This is a genomic window from Variovorax stachyos, assembly GCF_051400855.1.
In the GTDB taxonomy this organism is placed as follows: domain Bacteria; phylum Pseudomonadota; class Gammaproteobacteria; order Burkholderiales; family Burkholderiaceae_C; genus Variovorax.
Genome location: NZ_JBLFFN010000006.1, coordinates 21,579 through 39,748, shown reverse-complemented (window position 1 = coordinate 39,748; position 18,170 = coordinate 21,579). Strand labels below are relative to the sequence as shown.

Here is an 18,170-nt window from a genome sequence, read left to right as displayed (position 1 = left end):
GCAAGACCGTGGACGCAACTGCTCCCGTCGATTACCAATCGCTGCGCTTCGACTACCGCCACCATCCCGACCAGGACGCCGCCACGCCCGCGCGCCACCCGGTCGTGGTGGTCGGCGCCGGCCCGGTCGGCCTCGCGCTCGCCATCGACCTCGCCCGGCAGCAGGTGCCCGTGGTCCTGCTCGACAACGACTGCACCCTCTCCACCGGCTCGCGCGCCATCTGCTTCGCCAAGCGCACGCTCGAGATCTTCGATCGCCTGGGCTGCGGCGAGCGCATGGTGGCCAAGGGCGTGTCGTGGAACGTCGGCAAGGTCTTCTTCAGGGACGAGCAGGTCTACCGCTTCGACCTGCTGCCCGAGGCCGGCCACGAGCGGCCCGCCTTCATCAACCTCCAGCAGTACTACGTCGAAGGCTACCTGGCGGAGCGCGCCGCCGAGCTGCCGCTGGTGGACCTGCGCTGGAACAACAAGGTGGTGGGCATCGACAACGGGCCCGATACCGTGCTGCTGGAGATCGAGACGCCCGAGGGCAACTATCGGCTCGCCGCCGACTACGTCGCGGCCTGCGACGGCTCGCGTTCCAACCTGCGCCAGCTGCTGGGCCAGGAGGCGAAGGGCCGCGTGTTCCGCGATCGCTTCCTGATCGCCGACATCAGCATGGATGCCGACCTGCCGACCGAGCGCCGCTTCTGGTTCGACCCGCCCTTCCACCCCCACCAGAGCGTGCTGCTGCACAAGCAGGCCGACGGCATGTGGCGGGTGGACTTCCAGCTGGGCTGGGATGCCGACCCGGTGGAGGAGCGCAAGCACGAGCGCATCATCCCGCGCGTGCGTGCGCTGCTCGACAGCATCGGCTTCGAGCGTGTCCAGTTCAGCATCGGCTGGGCCAGCGTCTACACCTTCGCGTGCCAGCGCATGGAGCGCTTCCGCCACGGCCGCGTGCTGTTCGCCGGCGACTCGGCGCACGGCCTCTCGCCCTTCGGTGCGCGGGGCGCCAACTCCGGCGTGCAGGATGCCGACAACCTCGCCTGGAAGCTGGCGGCCGTCGTGAAGCGCGAGGCCCCCGATGCGCTGCTCGACAGCTATGGCAGCGAGCGCGAGTACGCCGCCGACGAGAACATCCGCAACTCCACCCGCGCCACCGACTTCATCACGCCCAAGAGCGAGGTCAGCCGACTGTTCCGCGATGCGGTGCTCGAGCTGTCGAAGACCCAGCCTTGCGCCCGCGCGCTGGTCAACAGCGGCCGGCTCTCGGTCCCGACCACCCTGCACGGTTCGCCGCTGAACACGCCCGACGTGGACGCTTTCGAAGGGCGGATGGTGCCCGGCGCACCGGCTGCCGACGCACCCATCGTGCGCGCCGACGGCAGCACCGGCTGGCTGCTGCGCGCGCTGCCGGGCCGCTTTACCGCCCTGGTGTTCGGCGAGGGCGAGGCGGCGGAGCGCAGCCTCGCCGCCATCGCCGAGGCCGACCGGCCGCTGCACGTCGTGCGCGTGGCCGCCTGCGGCGCCGGCGATCTCGCCACGCAGCGCTACGACGCGCGGCCGGGCACCGTCTACCTGCTGCGCCCCGACCAGCATGTCTGTGCCCGCTGGCGGGCGCCCGGGGCGCAGGCGCTGCGCGAGGCCTTCGACCGTGCCCTCGCCAAAAGCCCGAGGAGCCCCGCATGAAGAAGGACGAGCTGATCACCGCCCCGAACCTGGACGCCCCCGACGACTTCTACGAAGCCCTGCTGGCCGCCCACGAAGGCCTGAGCACCGAGGAAAGCCACGCCTTCAATGCGCGCCTCGTGCTGGTGCTGGCCAACCACATCGGCTCGCTGGCCGTGCTGAAGGCCGCGCTCGCGGCCGCCGGGCGAAGCGCCCGGAGCGACACACCCCGCAATTGAAGAGGACATTCCATCCATGAGCAACGAATCCGCCGCCGAGCGCCGCTACCAGAGCGGCTTCGGCAACGAGTACGCGAGCGAGGCCTTGGCCGGCGCCCTGCCGCAGGGCCGCAACAGCCCGCAGCGCGCGCCCTTCGACCTGTACCCCGAGCTGATCTCCGGCACTGCCTTCACCGCGCCGCGCCACGAGAACCGGCGCAGCTGGATGTACCGGCGCCAGCCTTCGGTGGTCTCGGGCCGCTACGAGGCCTATGCGCAGCCCACCTGGCAGACCGGGCCCGACCGCAGCATCGCACTGGCGCCGGAGCCGATGCGCTGGCATCCGATTCCCTTCACCGGCGCCGAAGCCGACTTCGTCGACGGCATGCACACCCTCGCCGCCAACGGCGACGTCGAGGCGCAGCAGGGCGTGGCCGCCCACGTCTATCTCGCGAGCAAGTCGATGCAGCGCCGCGCCTTCGTCAATGCCGACGGCGAGCTGCTGGTGGTGCCGCAGCAGGGCCGGCTGGTCATCACCACCGAGATGGGCGTGCTCGAGGTCAAGCCGGGCGAGATCGCCCTGCTGCCGCGCGGCGTGGTCTTCAAGGTCGCGCTGCCGGATTCGGAAGCCGGCGCCGGCCCCTCGCGCGGCTACGTCTGCGAGAACTACGGCGCGCAGTTCCGCCTGCCCGAGCTCGGGCCGATCGGCTCCAACGGCCTGGCCAATGCGCGCGACTTCCAGGCGCCGGTGGCCGCCTTCGAGACCGAGGCCGGCGCCTACGAGCTCGTCAAGAAATCCGCCGGCCGCCTCTGGCGCGCGCCGATGACGCACACGCCCTTCAACGTGGTCGCCTGGCACGGCAACCTCGCGCCGGTGAAGTACGACACGGCCCACTTCATGACCATCGGGTCGATCAGCTTCGACCATCCGGACCCGTCGATCTTCACCGTGCTGACTTCGCCTTCGGACACGCCCGGCACCGCCAACTGCGACTTCGTGATCTTCCCGCCGCGCTGGCTGGTGATGGAAGACACCTTCCGTCCGCCCTGGTACCACCGCAACCTCATGAGCGAGTTCATGGGCCTGGTCTACGGCGAGTACGACGCCAAGCCCGGCGGCTTCAAGCCCGGCGGCGCCAGCCTGCACAACGCGATGGTGCCGCACGGCCCCGACGAGGAAGCCTTCGAGAAGGCGAGCCGCACCGACCTGAAGCCACAGAAGCTGGACAACACGCTCGCCTTCATGTTCGAGAGCCGCTACCGCTTCATCCCCACCGCCTGGGCCCTCCAGAGCCCGGCGCTCGACAACGACTACGCCGACTGCTGGGCCGGCCTGCAGGACCGATTCAAGCCATGACCTCATTGAACGCCACCCACGACCCCCAGCTGCGCAGCTGGGTCGCATCCGCCAACCAGGCTGCTTGCGACTTTCCGATCCAGAACCTGCCCTACGGCCGCTTCCGGCCCGCCGGCAGCGGCGAGGCCTTTCGCATCGGCGTCGCCATCGGCGACCAGGTGCTCGACCTGAAGGCGACCGGGCTCATCCACACCGACGACATGAACGTGCTGATGGCGAAGAGCCCGACCGAGCGCCAGGCCTTGCGTGCCGCCATTTCAGCGGGCCTGGCCGAAGGCAGCGCGCAGGCGGCCGAGTGGGGCAGGGCCTTGCTGGCGCAGTCCGCTGCCGAGATGGCGGTGCCCTGCCGCATCGGCGACTACACCGACTTCTACACCGGCATCCATCACGCCCGCACCGTGGGCAGCCTGTTCCGCCCCGACGCGCCGCTGCTGCCCAATTACCAGTGGGTGCCCATCGGCTACCACGGTCGCGCCTCCTCGATCGGCGTGAGCGGCCAGCGCTTCAAGCGCCCGAAAGGCCAGACCAGGGCGCCCGATGCCACCGCGCCGACGCTGGGCCCCTCCAAGCGGCTCGACTACGAGCTCGAGCTCGGCTTCTTCGTTGCCCACGGCAATGCGCTGGGCGAGCCCATTGCCATCGGCGACGCCGAGGCGCACCTGTTCGGCGTCACCCTGCTCAACGACTGGTCGGCACGCGACATCCAGGCCTGGGAGTACCAGCCGCTGGGCCCCTTCCTGTCCAAGAACTTCGCCACCACCCTGTCGCCCTGGATCGTCACCGTGGAGGCACTCGCCCCCTTCCGTGCCCCTTTCAAGCGCCCGGCGGGCGATCCGCAGCCGCTGCCGTACCTCGATGCGCCCGCCAACCGCGCCACGGGCGCGCTCGACATCGTGCTGGAAACCTGGCTGCAGACCGCCGCCATGCGCGAAGCCGGCGAGGCGCCCGTGCGCCTCACGCGCGGCAACGCCCGCGAGGCCGCCTACTGGACGCCGGCGCAGCTGGTCACGCACCACACCGTGAACGGCTGCAACCTGCAGCCCGGCGACCTGCTGGGTTCGGGCACGCTCTCGGGGCCGAAGCCCGACGAAGCCGGCTCGCTGCTGGAGCTCACCCTCGGCGGCAAGCAGCCCATCGAGCTGCCGAACGGCGAGCGCCGCAGCTTCCTCGAAGACGGCGACACGTTGACCCTGCGCGGATGGTGCGAGCGCGAAGGCGCGGTGGGCATCGGGCTGGGCGAGGTCAGCGCAACGGTCGAGCCGGCGCTGGCTTGAGCGCTCCTGCCCACCTCGGTGGCCGGACGGGGCGCTCTCCTACGCGCATCTCCCCGGCAGCTGCCGATACTGGGGCGCCTTGAATTTGGGGGAACCTTGCCGTGAATGTGCTGATCGTCGACGACAACAAGGCCGCGGCCGATCTGCTGCGCGAGCTGCTGACCCTGCAGGATCACGAGGTGCATTGCAGCTACTGCGCGCAGGATGCCATCGACGCTGCCGCCGCCACGGACTTCGATGCGGCCCTGATCGACCTGGTCCTGCCGGACTTCTCCGGCGCAGAGCTGGCGCGGCGCATGCGCGCCGGCAAGAGCGACAAGCACCTGCTGCTCGTCGCTGTCTCCGGGTATGGCAAGGAGGACGCAGGCGATGCCGCCGCGCCCGGCTTGTTCGACCACCATCTGCAGAAGCCCATCGACTTCGAGGTCCTCGACCGCATCCTGGTGCCTTCCCCGGCCCGGTAGGGCGGGCGAACGCTACGACGCCGCCGCGGAGGCCCGCCGGTTCCCGGCGCCGCCTTGGACACGCTTCCCGGACCACGCCCGGATGCAACCCAGCAAAGCTTCCGGATCTGCCGGCTTGACGAAGTGGTGGTCGAAGCCCGCGCCGATGGCCGCCGCGCGATCTTCGCTCTGCCCGTAGCCCGTCACTGCGATCAGCAGGGCGCCGGCCAGCTCGGGCATGGCGCGCATCCGGCGCGCCACCTCGTAGCCATCGAGCAGCGGCAAGCCGATGTCCAGCACCACCACGGCAGGACTGTGCGTCGCGGCAGCGCCGAGCGCCTCTTCGCCGTCGTGGGCGGTATGGACCGCGTGGCCTTCCAGTTCGAGCATCGTGGCAATGCCGGTGGCCGCGTCGTGGTTGTCGTCGACGACCAGGATGCGCAGGCCCTCGCTGCGGGACGCTGCCGCTGCGTGCAGCGGCGCTGTTGCGTCGGCAGGCGGCACCGCGCCGACGCGCGGCAGCCGCAGCCTGAACTCGGAACCGCAGTCCCGGCCTTCGCTGAATGCCTCGATGCGGCCGCCGTGCATTTCGGTCAGCCGCCGCGCCAGCGTCAGGCCGACGCCCAGCCCGCCCTGGGCGCGGTCGAGGCCGCGCTCGCCCTGCTCGAAGAGATCGAAGATGCGCGGCAGCAGCTCGGGGTCGATGCCGATGCCCTGGTCGCGCACCGAGAGGACGACCTCGTCCTCCTCCAGCCAGGACACCAGCTCGATGCCGGTGCCCTCGGGGCTGTACTTGGCGGCGTTGTGCAGCAGGTTGGCGATCACCTGGGTGAGCCGAGCCATGTCGCCGAGCAGCCACGCCGGCTGCTGCGGCACCACGACCCTCAAGGCCTGGCGGCGGCCGTCGACGAAGGGCTGCACCGTCTCGACGCTCTGGGCGACCACGGTGTTCAGGTCCAGGGTCTCGTGCTTCAGCACGATCTTGCCCTGGCTGATCCGCGCCACGTCCAGCAGCTCCTCGATCAGGCGGGTCAGCTGCTTGAGCTGCCGCTCGGCGATGTCCAGGGCCCAGGCCACCTTGGGGTGCGGCGCCGCGACGCGCCGGATCACCTGCACCGCGGTGTGGATGGGCGCCAGCGGATTGCGCAGCTCGTGCGACATCATCGCGAGGAACTCGTCCTTGCGACGGTTGGTGCGCTGGAGCTCCTCCTGCGCAGCCTGCCGCTCGAGCATCTCCCGCTGCAGCACGAGGTAGAGGCGCGCATTCTCGAAGGCGGTGGCCGCCCGCGCGGCCAGCTCCTCGAGCAGGGCGGCCTCGGCCGCCCCACGTTCGCCAGCGTCGCCGCGGGCGACCAGCACCACGCCCAGCACGCGCTCGCCGAAGACCAGCGGCACCGCTTGCGCCGAGCGCAGCGGCGGGAAGGCATCGCCCGCCGCTAGGCCGAGGGCAGCGGGCGTGAGCGCGGCCAGCGCCGCCTCGTCGAGGTGCACGGCCTGCCGCTCCCGGACCGCGCCGCCCAGCAAGCCCTGCAGGCGCTCGTCCAGGCGCGAACCGAGCCCGGTCGACAACTGCAACTTCGCGCCGGGGGGCTGGGTCGCGGCCACCATCTCGCCGGCGCCGAGGTCGGGGTCGGCCAGCAGCACGAGCGCCAGCGACGCCAGCTCGGGCACCAGCAGCTCGGCCAGTTCGTTCATCGCGACCCGGATCTGCAGCGAGCCGCTGAGCACCCGGCTCGCATTGGCCAGGAAGGCCGAGCGCCGATCGTTTTCCTCGGCGACGCGGCGCGCTGCCTGCGCCGCCATCACCGCGACGCGCGCATCGGCCTGGCGCCGGACCTGGCGCCGCATCTGGTGGAGCGCGACGAAGACCGAGACCTTGCTGCGCAGGATCTCCGGCACTACCGGCGACAGGATGTAGTCCACCGCGCCCAGCGAATAGCCGCGCGCCGTCTGCATCTCGTCGGCGTAGGAGGTGATGAAGATGATCGGCGTGTGCGCGCAGCGCCGGTGCTGGCGGATCAGCGTGGCGGTCTCGAAGCCGTCGATGCCGGGCATGTTGACGTCCAGCAGGATTACCGCGAATTCGCGCTGCAGGATCTCCCGCAGCGCGTCGGCGCCCGAGCGCACCAGCACGAGGTTCTGCCCCAGTTCCTCGAGCACGGTGCGGAACACCAGCAGCTTCTCGGGCAGGTCGTCCACCACCAGGATGTCGGCCTTTTCTTCGCCGGCGACGGGGCCGGGGTTCGCGTCCTCGGGCAGCTCGGCGGCGTCGTCTATTTGCACAGCCATCCCCGCAGGACCATCAGCAGGTAGGCCGTGTCGACCGGCTTCGACAGGTAGTCCCAGGCGCCGGCCTCGATGCACTTCTCGCGGTCGCCCTTCATGGCCTTGGCCGTCAGCGCCACCAGCGGCAGCTGCTTGCCGCGTGGCAGCTTGCGCAGCTCGCGCATGGTCTGCATGCCGTCCATCTCCGGCATCATGATGTCCATCAGCACGATGTCGATGGAGGCGTCCTGCTTCACCAGGCGGATCGCGTCGCGGCCGTTCTCCGCCGACACGACGGCCATGCCCTGTGCGTCCAGCACCGCCGCGAGCGCGAAGATGTTGCGCATGTCGTCGTCGACGATCAGCACCTTGTGGCCTGCCAGCGAACCGGAGGCCTGGTGCGTAGCCTCCACCGCGCGCCGCTCGCGCTCGGACATCCGGGCCATGCCGCGATGCAGACTGAAGGCGGTGGCGTCGATCAGCGCTTCCAGCGAATCGGCGACCCGCATCACGGCGCCGCCGGGACCGCGCTCCCAGCCTGGCACGGGGTCGCCGGGCGGTGGACTGTAGAGAAGCACCGGCAACTGCCGGAGGGCCGCAGGGCGGCCTTCCACGAACTCGGCGATGTCCCGGCGCCCGAGGCCGTCGAGGCGGCCGTCCGTCGCGATGGCGTCGATGTCGTTCAGCTGCAGCGCGCGGCGGGCCGCGTCGGCGCTTTCCGCGATGACGATCTCGATGTCGCCGCGGGGCAGGGCGGCGACATAGCTGTCGCGCAGGGCGCCCGGCTGCATCGCGACCAGCAGCTTGCGGCTCGTGGCCTCGACGAAGCGGTTCAACTGCGTCAGCGCCGCATCCACCACGTCGATCGACTGCAGGGGCTTGGCGAGGAAGCCGACGGCGCCGGACTCCATCGCCCGTTCGCGCGAGTCGTCTGTCGAGACCACGCAGATCGGGATGTGGCGCGTCGCCAGGTCTGCCTTCAGGCGCTCCAGGATGCGCCAGCCCTCCATGTCGGGCAGGTAGATGTCCAGCGTGATGAGCATCGGCCGGTGGTCGCGCGCCAGCGCCAGGGCGCCCGCGCCGCTGGCGCTCACCAGGCCCTTGTAGCCGGCGCGGCGCGCCGCCTGCAGCAGCATCCTGGCGAAGCCGAGGTCGTTCTCCACGACCAGGAGCACCTTCTCGCCCGGCAGGATGTTGTCGCGATCGTCGTCGGCGATGTTGAGCGAGGACAGCAGCTCGGCCGTGGTCTCGGGCTCGACATGCGGCGCAGGCGCCGGCTCATGGGCGGGGAGCGCACGGCGCGCCGGCTTGCGCGCCTCGCTGCGGGCCTCGGCGGGCCGGTCCTGCGCGGATGCCGCCGGACGGCCCAGGCGAGCGCCGCGTGGCGAGCTGTAGCTTTGCGGCAGGTACAGCGTGAAGGTGCTGCCTTGTGCCGGCGCGCTCACCAGCCGGATCTCGCCGCCCAGCAGCCGTGCGAGCTCGCGGCTGATCGCCAGGCCCAGGCCGGTGCCGCCGTACTTGCGGGAGGTCGAACCGTCCGCCTGCTGGAAAGCCTCGAACACGATCTGCTGCTTGTCCGCGGAGATCCCGATGCCGGTGTCGGCCACCGAGAAGGCCATGACCCGGCCCGCGCGGTTGAGGCTTTCGTTGTCGGCGGACCAGCCGCCGTCCACCGCGGACACCGTCATGGCCACCGAGCCCTGGTGCGTGAACTTGAAGGCGTTCGACAGCAGGTTCTTGATGATCTGCTGCAGCCGCTTGACGTCGGTCACGATGGTCTCGGGCAGCGGCCCCACGGCACGGATGTCGAAGTCCACGTGCTTGGCCTCGGCCACGTGGCGGAAGCTGCGCTCCACCGAGCGCTGCAGGTCGTCCAGCCTGAGCTCGCTGAGCTCCACCGCCACCGTGCCCGACTCGATCTTCGACAGGTCGAGGATGTCGTTGATCAGCATCAGCAGGTCGTTGCCCGAGAGGTGGATGGTCTTGGCGAACTCCACCTGCCGGGCCGTCAGATTGCCCTCGCTGTTCTTGCACAGCTGGTCCGACAGGATCAAGAGGCTGTTGAGCGGCGTGCGCAGCTCGTGCGACATGTTGGCCAGGAACTCGGACTTGTACTTGGAGGTGAGCGCGAGCTGCTCGGCCTTTTCCTCCAGCGCCTGGCGGGCCTGCTCCACCTCCTGGTTCTTGCGCTCCACCTCCTGGTTCTGGTGCACCAGCAGCCGCGCTTTTTCCTGCAGCGCCTCGTTGGTCTGCTGCAGCTCCTGCTGGCGGCTCTGCAGCTCCTCGGCCAGCGACTGCGACTGCGTGAGCAGGTCCTCGGTGCGCATGTTGGCCGAGATGGTGTTGATCACGATGCCGATCGACTCGGTCAACTGGTCCAGGAAGGCCTGGTGCGAAGGATTGAAGCGCTCCAGCGAGGCCAGCTCCAGCACCCCGCGCACCTCGCCCTCGAAGATCACCGGCAGCACGATCACGTCCATGGCCGCGCCTTCCGACAGGCCGGTCGCGATGCGGAAGGCCGTGCTCGGCACGTTGGTCAGCAGGATCTTGGTCTTCTCGACCGCGCATTGGCCGACCAGGCCCTGGCCCAGGTCGATTTCCTTGCCGTGCACCGCCTGGCCGCCCGAGGCGTAGCTGGCGAAGAGCTTCAGCCGCGGCGTGGCGGTGTTGGTGGTCAGCATGTAGAACTCCGCCTGCTGTGCCCCCACCACGGGCGCCAGCTCGGAGAGGATCAGCTGCCCCACCGTCAGCAGGTCCTTCTGGCCCTGCAGCATGCGGCTGAACTTGGCCAGGTTGGTCTTGAGCCAGTCCTGCTCGGTGTTCTTCTGCGTTGTGTCCTTCAGGTTGCGGATCATCTCGTTGATCGTGTCCTTCAGGGCCGCGACCTCGCCGCGCGCCTCCACCGTGATGGAGCGCGTCAGGTCGCCCTGCGTCACGGCGGTCGCCACCTCCGCGATGGCGCGCACCTGGGTGGTCAGGTTGGCGGCCAGCTGGTTCACGTTCTCGGTCAGGCCCTTCCAGGTGCCGGCGGCGCCGGGCACCTTGGCCTGGCCGCCGAGCTTGCCCTCGACGCCCACCTCGCGCGCCACCGTCGTCACCTGGTCGGCGAAGGTGGCCAGCGTGTCGGTCATGCTGTTGATGGTCTCGGCCAGGGCCGCGATCTCGCCCTTGGCTTCGACCATCAGCTTCTGCTGCAGGTCGCCGTTGGCCACGGCCGTCACGACCTTGGCGATGCCGCGCACCTGCCCGGTCAGGTTGCCGGCCATGAAGTTGACGTTGTCGGTGAGGTCCTTCCAGGTGCCCGAGACGTCGCGCACCTGGGCCTGGCCGCCCAGGCGGCCCTCGGTGCCGACCTCGCGCGCCACCCGCGTCACCTCGGCGGCGAAGGAGGAGAGCTGATCCACCATGGTGTTGATGGTGGCCTTGAGTTCCAGGATCTCGCCCTTCACGTCCACCGTGATCTTCTTGGAGAGATCGCCCGCGGCCACCGCCTTGGTCACGTCGGCGATGTTGCGCACCTGCGAGGTGAGGTTCGAGGCCATCAGGTTCACCGAGTCGGTGAGATCCTTCCAGGTGCCGGCCACGCCCTGCACGTCGGCCTGCCCGCCCAGCTTGCCTTCGGTGCCCACCTCGCGCGCCACGCGCGTCACTTCCGCGGCGAAGGAGTTGAGCTGGTCCACCATCGTGTTGACGGTGTTCTTCAGCTCCAGGATCTCGCCCTTCACGTCGACCGTGATCTTCTTGGAGAGATCGCCCGCGGCGACGGCGGTGGTCACGTCGGCGATGTTGCGCACCTGGTCGGTCAGGTTGCCGGCCATGAAGTTGACCGACTCGGTGAGGTCCTTCCAGGTGCCGGCCACGCCCTGCACGTCGGCCTGCCCGCCCAGCTTGCCTTCGGTGCCCACCTCGCGCGCCACCCGCGTCACTTCCGCGGCGAAGGAGTTGAGCTGGTCCACCATGGTGTTGACGGTGTTCTTCAGCTCCAGGATCTCGCCCTTCACGTCCACCGTGATCTTCTTGGAGAGATCGCCCGCAGCCACCGCCTTGGTCACGTCGGCGATGTTGCGCACCTGGCTGGTCAGGTTGCCTGCCATGGAGTTCACCGAATCGGTCAGGTCCTTCCAGGTGCCCGAGACGCCCTCGACCCGCGCCTGGCCGCCCAGCGAGCCCTCGGTGCCCACCTCGCGCGCCACCCGCGTCACCTCCGAGGCGAAGGAGCGCAGCTGGTCGACCATGGTGTTGATCGTGTTGCGCAGCGTGAGGAACTCGCCCTTCACGTCCACGTCGATCTTCTTGGAGAGGTCGCCCTTGGCCACCGCAGTGGTCACGTCCGCGATGTTGCGCACCTGGTCGGTCAGGTTGCCCGCCATCGAGTTGACGGAGTCGGTCAGGTCCTTCCAGGTGCCGGCCACGCCCTTCACCTTGGCCTGGCCGCCCAGCTTGCCTTCGGTGCCCACCTCGCGCGCCACCCGCGTCACCTCGGCCGAGAAGTTGCCGAGCTGCTCCACCATCTTGTTGATGGTCTTGGCGGTGCGCAGGAACTCGCCCTCCAGCGGCCGGCCGTCCACCTCCAGCGCCATGCTCTTGGACAGGTCGCCCTGGGCCACGGCGCCGATCACGCGCGCGACCTCGGTGGTGGGGTGGACCAGGTCCTCGATCAGCGCGTTGACGCACTCGATCGACTCGCCCCAGAAGCCGCGTGTCTCGAACAGCGCGGCACGCTGCTTGAGCTGGCCTTCCTTGCCGACCACCTGGCGCAGGCGCACCAGCTCGGCAGCCAGCATCGCGTTCTGCTCGACCACGTCGTTGAAGACATCGGCCACCTTGCCGGACAGGCCGGTCCAGTGCTGGGGCAGGCGGATCTCGGCGTCACCCTTGCGAAAGCGGGTCAGCGCGTCGAGCAGGATGGCCATTTCCTCGAGCGACCCGGTCGCGATCGATTTGTCCAGGACGTTCATCTCTTTCCTCCGCCATGTGTGGGGGCTTCAAACGCAGTTGTGCCGGGCAGTGTATCGAGCGGTGTCCGAAATCCGCGTCAGACAGATCGCACAAAGACCGGGCGCACGGCTGGCCCGTCCGGCGACCCGCTGCGCCTAGCTCTGGCCGGACGCGGCGCGCGAGGCGGTGAGGTGAACGCGCACCCGCTCGGCCAGGACCGCGTCTTCGGGCGTGGCGGGGGTGTAGGCGCTCACCGGCAGCGGCCGGCCGTGCGAGTCGACGGAGACGAAGACGATCAGGCACTCGGCCGTCTTCTGCATCTCGCCGCCCTTCATGTCGCCGCTGCGCACTTCCACCACGATGTTCATGCTGCTGGTGCCGGTGTAGGCCAGCCGGGCGTCGACCTCGACCAGGTCGCCGATCATGATCGGATGGTGGAAGCGGATGCTGCCGATGAACACGGTGACGCAGTAGCGCTTGGACCAGGTCGTCGCGCAGGCATAGCCCGCTTCGTCGATCCACTTCATGACGGTGCCACCGTGGACCTTGCCGCCGAAGTTGACGGTGCTGGGCTCGGCGAGAAAGCGCAGGGTGATGCTGGTCATGGGAACCTCGGCGGTAAAGGAGGGGAGGGCGGGACTGCGGCGATTATGCGAGCGCCGTGGCCTTGTCCGGCCCGAACAGGCGCGCCACGGTGCGCCGCAGCCAGGCATTGCCGGGGTCGGCGTGGAAGCGTTCGTGCCAGTGCTGCTTGACCGCGTAGTGGGGCAGCGCGAAGGGCGGCTCCAGCAGCTTCACCGGCTCCTGCGTGACCAGCACCTCGCCGAGGATGCGCGGCACGATCACGATCAGCTCGGTGTGCGCCACGATGCGCGCCACGCTCAGGAAGCTTGATAGCGCCGCCACCACCTCGCGCTTCACGCCCAGGCGCGCGATGGTCTTGTCCACGATGGCGTGGCCTGTGCCGGAAGAGGAAATCACCGCGTGTGCCTCGGCCTCGAAGCGCTTGCGCGTGAGCCGCTCGCCGATGCGCGGATGGTTGCGCGCCGCCAGGCAGACGAAGTTCTGCATGAAAAGCGTCTGCTGGTAGAAGCCCGCATCCAACTGCGGCATGAAGCCCACCGCCAGGTCCACCTCGCCGTCGGCCAGCCGCCGGCCGCTGTCGGTGGAGATGATCTCGGTTTCGATGTGCACCCCGGGGGCCGTCCGGCGCAGGTGATCCAGCAGGCCAGGCAGGAGCACCACCTCGCTGATGTCGGTCATGCAGATGCGGAAGTTGCGCTGCGCCCGGGCGGGGTCGAAGCTGCTGCGGCTGCCGCGCGCCTGCTCGATCTGCGACAGGGCCTCGCGCACGTGCGGCAGCATGCGCTGCGCATAGGGCGTGGGCTGCATGCCCTGCGCGGTGCGCGCGAACAGCCGGTCGTCGAACTGCGCGCGCAGCTTGTTGAGCATGGTGCTGGCCGCGGCCTGCGCCAGCCCCAGGCGCTCGGCGGCCTTCGAGACGCTGCCGGTCTTGTAGATCTCGTCGAAAACGGCGAGCCATTCGAGATCGAGCTTGGCCATGGGCCTTCCTTCTGGACGGGTGGGGGCCCATTATCTAAAAACATGATCCGAAGTATTGGCCACAGGTCTTGAGGAAATAGTGGTCCGGGCGAACAATCGGCCACAAGGCGCAGGACACGCCTGGAGACACCCCCCATGAACACCGCCCCCCAGGCCGCGCGCGGCGACGCCGGCGAGCGCCGCGCCTACTACGAACGCATCCGCCCGCTGAACCTCACGCCGCTGTGGGAATCGCTGCACGCCCTGGTGCCGCGCGAGCCGCAGACGCCCTGCGTGCCTGCGCTCTGGCGCTACGACGAGATCCGCCCGCTGCTGATGGAGTCGGCTGCACTCATCACCGCCGAGGAAGCGGTGCGCCGCGTGCTGGTGCTGGAAAACCCGGCGATTCCCGGCCGCTCCTCGATCACCCAGTCGCTGTATGCCGGCCTGCAGCTGATCATGCCCGGCGAGGTCGCGCCCTCGCACCGCCATGTGCAGTCGGCGCTGCGCTTCATCGTCGACGGCAAGGGGGCCTATACCACCGTGGGCGGTGAGCGCACCACCATGTTCCCGGGCGACTTCATCATCACGCCCTCCTGGGCCTGGCATGACCACGGCAACGAGGGCATCGAGGGCATGGCCGAGCCGGTGGTCTGGCTGGACGGCCTCGATATTCCGATGCTGCGCTTCTTCGACGCCGGCTTTGCCGAGAACGACGATGCCAAGGTGCAGCACGTGGCCCGGCCCGAAGGCAACAGCCTGGCGCGCTTCGGCCACAACATGGTGCCGGTGCGGCACGACCATGTCGCGCCGACCTCGCCGATCTTCAATTACCCCTATGCGCGCAGCCGCGAGGCGCTGGCCCAGTTGCAGAAGCAGGAGGCGCCCGACGCCTGGCTGGGGCACAAGCTGCGCTACGTCAACCCGCTGACCGGCGGCGCGCCGATGCCCACCATCGGGACGAACCTGCAGCTGCTGCCCAAGGGCTTTGCCGGCAAGACGCATCGCGCCACCGACGGCACGGTCTACAGCGTGGTCGAAGGGCGCGGCACGGCCGAGATCGGCGGCCAGCGCTTCGACTTCGGCCCGCGCGACACCTTCGTCGTGCCTTCGTGGGCGCCGCTGCGCCTGTCGGCCGCCGAGGATGCCGTGCTGTTCAGCTTCTCCGACCGGCCGGTGCAGCAGGCGATGGGCGTGCTGCGCGAGGCCTTCCTGCAGGACGCCTGACACCGAGCCGGCCGCGCGCCGGCACCTCTTTCTTTTTTTTTTCTGAACCACGGGCCGCCTTGCGGCGGGAGCTTCCATGTCCTATGTCGTCACGCCGCCGGCCACCGTCGGCCTCCCCATCGTCGGAACGTCCGACCTGTTCCCGGTGCGCCGCGTCTATTGCGTCGGCCGCAACTACGCAGCGCATGCGCGCGAGATGGGCTTCGACCCCGACCGCGAGCCGCCCTTCTTCTTCTGCAAGCCCAACGACGATGCCTCGGTCGTGCCGGTGCCGGCCGGCGAGACGGTGGGCATCCCCTACCCGGGCCAGACCGCCAACTACCACTACGAGGCCGAGCTGGTGGTGCTGATCGGCCAGGGCGGCCGCGACATCGCGGTGGAAGACGCCGCGAAGCACATCTACGGCTATGCGGTGGGCCTGGACATGACGCGCCGCGACCTGCAGATGAGGATGCGCGAGCAGGGCCGTCCCTGGGAGATCGGCAAGGCCTTCGACTTCTCCGCGCCTGTCGGTCCGGTGCGCAGGCGCGCTGACACCGGCGAGATCGACAGCGGCGCGATCACGCTCGAGGTGAACGGCGAGATCCGCCAGAAGAGCGACATCCGCAACCTGATCTGGTCGGTCAACGAGGTGATCGCCAACCTCTCGACGCTTTTCACGCTGCAGCCCGGCGACCTGATCTTCACCGGCACGCCCGAGGGCGTGGGCCCGGTGCAGCGTGGGCAGACCATGCACGTGCGCATCGACGGCCTCGATCCCATCGCCGTGCGCGTGGATTGAGTTCCTGGTCCATCCGCGGGAGACAAGCACCATGAGCACCCCACGACAAGACAAGCCCTCCGTGCTGCTGGTCGGCGGCGGCATCGGCGGCATGGCGGCGGCGCTGGCGCTGGCGCGGCTGGGCATGACCATCGAGCTGCTGGAGCAGAGCGCCGCCATCGGCGAGATCGGCGCCGGCCTTCAGCTCGGCCCCAACGCCTTTGCCGCGCTCGACGCGCTGGGCGTCGGCGAGGCGGTGCGGCGCGGCTCGGTGTTCACCGACCGGCTGGTGATGATGGACGCGGTCGACTGCAGCGAGGTCGCCTCGGTCCCGGTCGGCGAGGCCTTTCGCGCACGCTTCGGCAACCCCTACGCGGTGAGCCACCGCGCCGACCTGCATGGCGCGATCCACGAGGCGGTGAAGCAGCATCCGCTGATCCGCTTCCATACCTCGGCGCAGGTCGAGCAGCTCGACATCGGCGAGCGCGGCGTGACAGCCGTCACCCGCGACGGACGGCGCTTCCAGGCCGACGCCATCGTCGGCTGCGACGGCGTCAAGTCGGTGGTGCGCAGCAAGCTGATCGGCGACGCGCCGCGCGTGTCGGGCCACGTGGTCTACCGCGCGGTGGTGCCGGCTTCCGACATGCCCGAGGACCTGCGCTGGAATGCGCCGGTGGTCTGGGCCGGCCCCGACTGCCACCTGGTTCACTATCCGCTGCGGCATGGCGAGCAGTACAACCTGGTCGTGACCTTCCACAGCCGCTACGACGAGCAGTGGGGCGTGACCGAAGGCAGCAAGGAGGAGGTGCTCTCCTACTTCGAGGGCGTGCACGCGCGCCCGCGCCAGCTGCTGGACCGGCCGAGCTCCTGGCGCCGCTGGAGCACCGCCGACCGCGAGCCGGTCGCGAACTGGAGCCAGGGCCCGGCCACGCTGCTGGGGGACGCGGCGCATCCGATGATGCAGTACCTGGCACAGGGCGCCTGCATGGCGCTCGAGGACGCGGTGACGCTGGGCGCCGCGGTCGAGGCCTGCGACTTCGACCTGCCTGCGGCGTTCCAGCTCTATTCGGCCGCGCGCGTGGCGCGCACGGCCCGCGTGGTGCTCTCCGTGCGCGAGATGGGCCGGCTTTACCACGCCAAGGGCGTGGAACGCCTGGTGCGCAACAGCCTCTGGGTAGGCCGCACGCCCGAACGCTTCTACGATGCGGTCGAATGGCTCTACGCCTGGAATCCCGCGCAGTGCTTGGAGGCATGACTCACCCCCAGGTTGGCTCACTTCGTGTAGCCGCCCACCCCCTCACCGGGGGCAACACCAGCGGCCCGGCAAAGCCGGTTCCGCGGTGTTCCCCGAACGGGCCAGGCTTCGCCGGCCAGTGATGCTGCGCAGATATTTCATTCAAACTGGAGACGAATCGCCATGAAAACCATCCTCTCGCTGGCTGCGGCCCTGGTTACGACGACTGCGCTCGCGCAGCCCACCGACTACCCGAGCAAGCCCGTCACCCTGGTCACGCCGTTCGCGGCCGGCAGCGGCCCCGACGCGGTGCTGCGCCTGGTGGCCGACAAGCTCGGCCGCCTGTGGAACCAGCGCGTGGTGGTCGACAACAAGCCGGGCGGCGGCGGCTTCATCGCCATCGAGCAGGCCCGGCGCGCGGCCCCGGACGGCTACACGCTGCTGCAGCTCGACAGCGAACACGTCGCGGCCCTGCCGCACCTGTACAAGTCGCGCAACTTCGTGACGCTGCAGCACTTCGACCCGGTGGCCTCGTTGTTCCGCACGCCCTTCTTCGTCGCGGTGCCCACCGACTCGAAGTGGAAGAACATGAGCGACCTGGTCGCCGCCGCCAAGGCCGCCTCGCTGAGCTACGGCTCCTGGGGCGTGGGCAGCCCCGGGCATCTGGGCGCGCAACAGCTGGAGGCGCTGACCGGCGTGCAGATGCAGCACGTGCCCTACCGCGAGGTGTCGCAGCTCTACACCAACGTGGGCTCGGGCGAGGTGCCGTGGGCCTTCGCCAGCATTCCTTCGAGCCAGGGCGTCTACAAGGCAGGCAAGCTGCGCTACATCGCCATCGCCGCGCCCAAGCGCATCCCCCAGATGCCCGACGTGCCCACCATGGCCGAGGCCGGCGGCCCCGCCAGCCTGGAGGTCACGTCCTTCGTCTCGCTGCTCGCGCCGAAGGGTGTGCCGCCGGCCGTCCAGGCGAAGATCAACGCGGACGTCGCCAAGGCCATCGCCGACCCCGAGATCCGTGCCCGCTTCGACACCTTCGCGTTCGAGCCGCTGGCTTGGTCGCCCGAGGAGATCCGGCGCCAGGCCGAGGCCAAGTCCAAGGTGTACGGCGAGCTGGTGCGGCGCGGGAACATCAGCCTCGAGTAAATGTTGCTCGCCCCCAGGTTGGCTCACTTCGTGTAGCCGCCCACCCCCTACCGGGGGCCATACCAGCGGCCCGGCAAAGCCGGTTCCGCGGTATGCCTGGAATGGGGCACGTATCCTCAA

The 18,170-nt window shown here is 69.6% G+C and carries 13 protein-coding genes; 9 read left to right on the top strand and 4 right to left on the bottom strand.

Annotation, left to right across the window (positions count from 1 at the left end; genetic code table 11):
• Positions 1-8: 8 nt before the first annotated feature.
• The 5 genes from ACMGEZ_RS12635 (at position 9) to ACMGEZ_RS12615 (ending at position 4,962) form a co-directional block, all read left to right on the top strand.
• Positions 9-1,670 carry an FAD-dependent oxidoreductase gene (locus tag ACMGEZ_RS12635; RefSeq protein WP_436822618.1) on the top strand — a complete coding sequence of 554 codons (1,662 nt, stop codon included), beginning with the start codon at positions 9-11 and terminating at the stop codon, positions 1,668-1,670.
• The gene (locus ACMGEZ_RS12630; RefSeq protein WP_436822617.1) at positions 1,667-1,888 is read left to right on the top strand and encodes a DUF2783 domain-containing protein; all 222 of its coding nucleotides are present in this window, start codon (positions 1,667-1,669) and stop codon (positions 1,886-1,888) included. Before ACMGEZ_RS12635 ends, ACMGEZ_RS12630 begins: the two co-directional genes overlap by 4 nt.
• A gap of 16 nt (positions 1,889-1,904) precedes the next feature.
• A complete protein-coding gene (gene hmgA / locus ACMGEZ_RS12625) occupies positions 1,905-3,224 on the top strand; it encodes a homogentisate 1,2-dioxygenase (protein ID WP_436822616.1) in 1,320 nt (439 codons plus the stop codon).
• Positions 3,221-4,498 carry a fumarylacetoacetase gene (gene fahA, locus ACMGEZ_RS12620; protein ID WP_436822615.1) on the top strand — a complete coding sequence of 426 codons (1,278 nt, stop codon included), beginning with the start codon at positions 3,221-3,223 and terminating at the stop codon, positions 4,496-4,498. The genes hmgA and fahA overlap by 4 nt, the downstream gene beginning before the upstream one ends.
• A 101-nt stretch (positions 4,499-4,599) precedes the next feature.
• Positions 4,600-4,962: a response regulator gene (locus tag ACMGEZ_RS12615; RefSeq protein WP_436822614.1), complete on the top strand. Its 363-nt coding sequence runs from the start codon at positions 4,600-4,602 to the stop codon at positions 4,960-4,962.
• Between the two features lie 12 nt (positions 4,963-4,974).
• Here ACMGEZ_RS12615 and ACMGEZ_RS12610 read toward each other — a convergent pair whose 3' ends face one another.
• From ACMGEZ_RS12610 to ACMGEZ_RS12595, 4 genes are all read right to left on the bottom strand, one after another.
• Positions 4,975-7,230 carry a response regulator gene (locus tag ACMGEZ_RS12610; protein WP_436822613.1) on the bottom strand — a complete coding sequence of 752 codons (2,256 nt, stop codon included), beginning with the start codon at positions 7,228-7,230 and terminating at the stop codon, positions 4,975-4,977.
• Entirely contained in the window at positions 7,215-12,164 is a 4,950-nt protein-coding gene (locus ACMGEZ_RS12605; RefSeq protein WP_436822612.1) for a HAMP domain-containing protein, read from the bottom strand. The genes ACMGEZ_RS12610 and ACMGEZ_RS12605 overlap by 16 nt, the downstream gene beginning before the upstream one ends.
• A gap of 135 nt (positions 12,165-12,299) precedes the next feature.
• Entirely contained in the window at positions 12,300-12,749 is a 450-nt protein-coding gene (locus ACMGEZ_RS12600) for an acyl-CoA thioesterase (RefSeq protein ID WP_436822611.1), read from the bottom strand.
• Positions 12,750-12,792: 43 nt separating this feature from the next.
• A complete protein-coding gene (locus ACMGEZ_RS12595) occupies positions 12,793-13,707 on the bottom strand; it encodes a LysR family transcriptional regulator (RefSeq protein ID WP_436822610.1) in 915 nt (304 codons plus the stop codon).
• A gap of 135 nt (positions 13,708-13,842) precedes the next feature.
• Between ACMGEZ_RS12595 and gtdA the strand changes: the two genes are divergently transcribed.
• The 4 genes from gtdA to ACMGEZ_RS12575 all read left to right on the top strand — a co-directional run bounded on the left by gtdA (position 13,843) and on the right by ACMGEZ_RS12575 (position 18,050).
• Entirely contained in the window at positions 13,843-14,913 is a 1,071-nt protein-coding gene (gtdA, locus tag ACMGEZ_RS12590) for a gentisate 1,2-dioxygenase (protein ID WP_436822609.1), read from the top strand.
• A 76-nt stretch (positions 14,914-14,989) separates the two neighbouring features.
• The gene (locus ACMGEZ_RS12585; protein WP_436822608.1) at positions 14,990-15,694 is read left to right on the top strand and encodes a fumarylacetoacetate hydrolase family protein; all 705 of its coding nucleotides are present in this window, start codon (positions 14,990-14,992) and stop codon (positions 15,692-15,694) included.
• A 31-nt stretch (positions 15,695-15,725) separates the two neighbouring features.
• A complete protein-coding gene (locus ACMGEZ_RS12580) occupies positions 15,726-16,928 on the top strand; it encodes a 3-hydroxybenzoate 6-monooxygenase (RefSeq protein WP_436822607.1) in 1,203 nt (400 codons plus the stop codon).
• Positions 16,929-17,090: 162 nt separating this feature from the next.
• A complete protein-coding gene (locus tag ACMGEZ_RS12575; protein ID WP_436822606.1) occupies positions 17,091-18,050 on the top strand; it encodes a Bug family tripartite tricarboxylate transporter substrate binding protein in 960 nt (319 codons plus the stop codon).
• The last annotated feature ends 120 nt before the right edge of the window (positions 18,051-18,170 follow it).

What these genes read in the sequence shown, in the direction of transcription:
- ACMGEZ_RS12630 (WP_436822617.1), top strand. Translation starts at nt 1,667, where the DNA reads ATGAAGAAGGACGAGCTGATCACCGCCCCGAACCTGGACGCCCCCGAC.
- hmgA (WP_436822616.1), top strand. Translation starts at nt 1,905, where the DNA reads ATGAGCAACGAATCCGCCGCCGAGCGCCGCTACCAGAGCGGCTTCGGC.
- fahA (WP_436822615.1), top strand. Translation starts at nt 3,221, where the DNA reads ATGACCTCATTGAACGCCACCCACGACCCCCAGCTGCGCAGCTGGGTC.
- ACMGEZ_RS12610 (WP_436822613.1), bottom strand. Translation starts at nt 7,230, where the DNA reads ATGGCTGTGCAAATAGACGACGCCGCCGAGCTGCCCGAGGACGCGAAC.
- ACMGEZ_RS12605 (WP_436822612.1), bottom strand. Translation starts at nt 12,164, where the DNA reads ATGAACGTCCTGGACAAATCGATCGCGACCGGGTCGCTCGAGGAAATG.
- ACMGEZ_RS12600 (WP_436822611.1), bottom strand. Translation starts at nt 12,749, where the DNA reads ATGACCAGCATCACCCTGCGCTTTCTCGCCGAGCCCAGCACCGTCAAC.
- ACMGEZ_RS12595 (WP_436822610.1), bottom strand. Translation starts at nt 13,707, where the DNA reads ATGGCCAAGCTCGATCTCGAATGGCTCGCCGTTTTCGACGAGATCTAC.
- gtdA (WP_436822609.1), top strand. Translation starts at nt 13,843, where the DNA reads ATGAACACCGCCCCCCAGGCCGCGCGCGGCGACGCCGGCGAGCGCCGC.
- ACMGEZ_RS12585 (WP_436822608.1), top strand. Translation starts at nt 14,990, where the DNA reads ATGTCCTATGTCGTCACGCCGCCGGCCACCGTCGGCCTCCCCATCGTC.
- ACMGEZ_RS12580 (WP_436822607.1), top strand. Translation starts at nt 15,726, where the DNA reads ATGAGCACCCCACGACAAGACAAGCCCTCCGTGCTGCTGGTCGGCGGC.
- ACMGEZ_RS12575 (WP_436822606.1), top strand. Translation starts at nt 17,091, where the DNA reads ATGAAAACCATCCTCTCGCTGGCTGCGGCCCTGGTTACGACGACTGCG.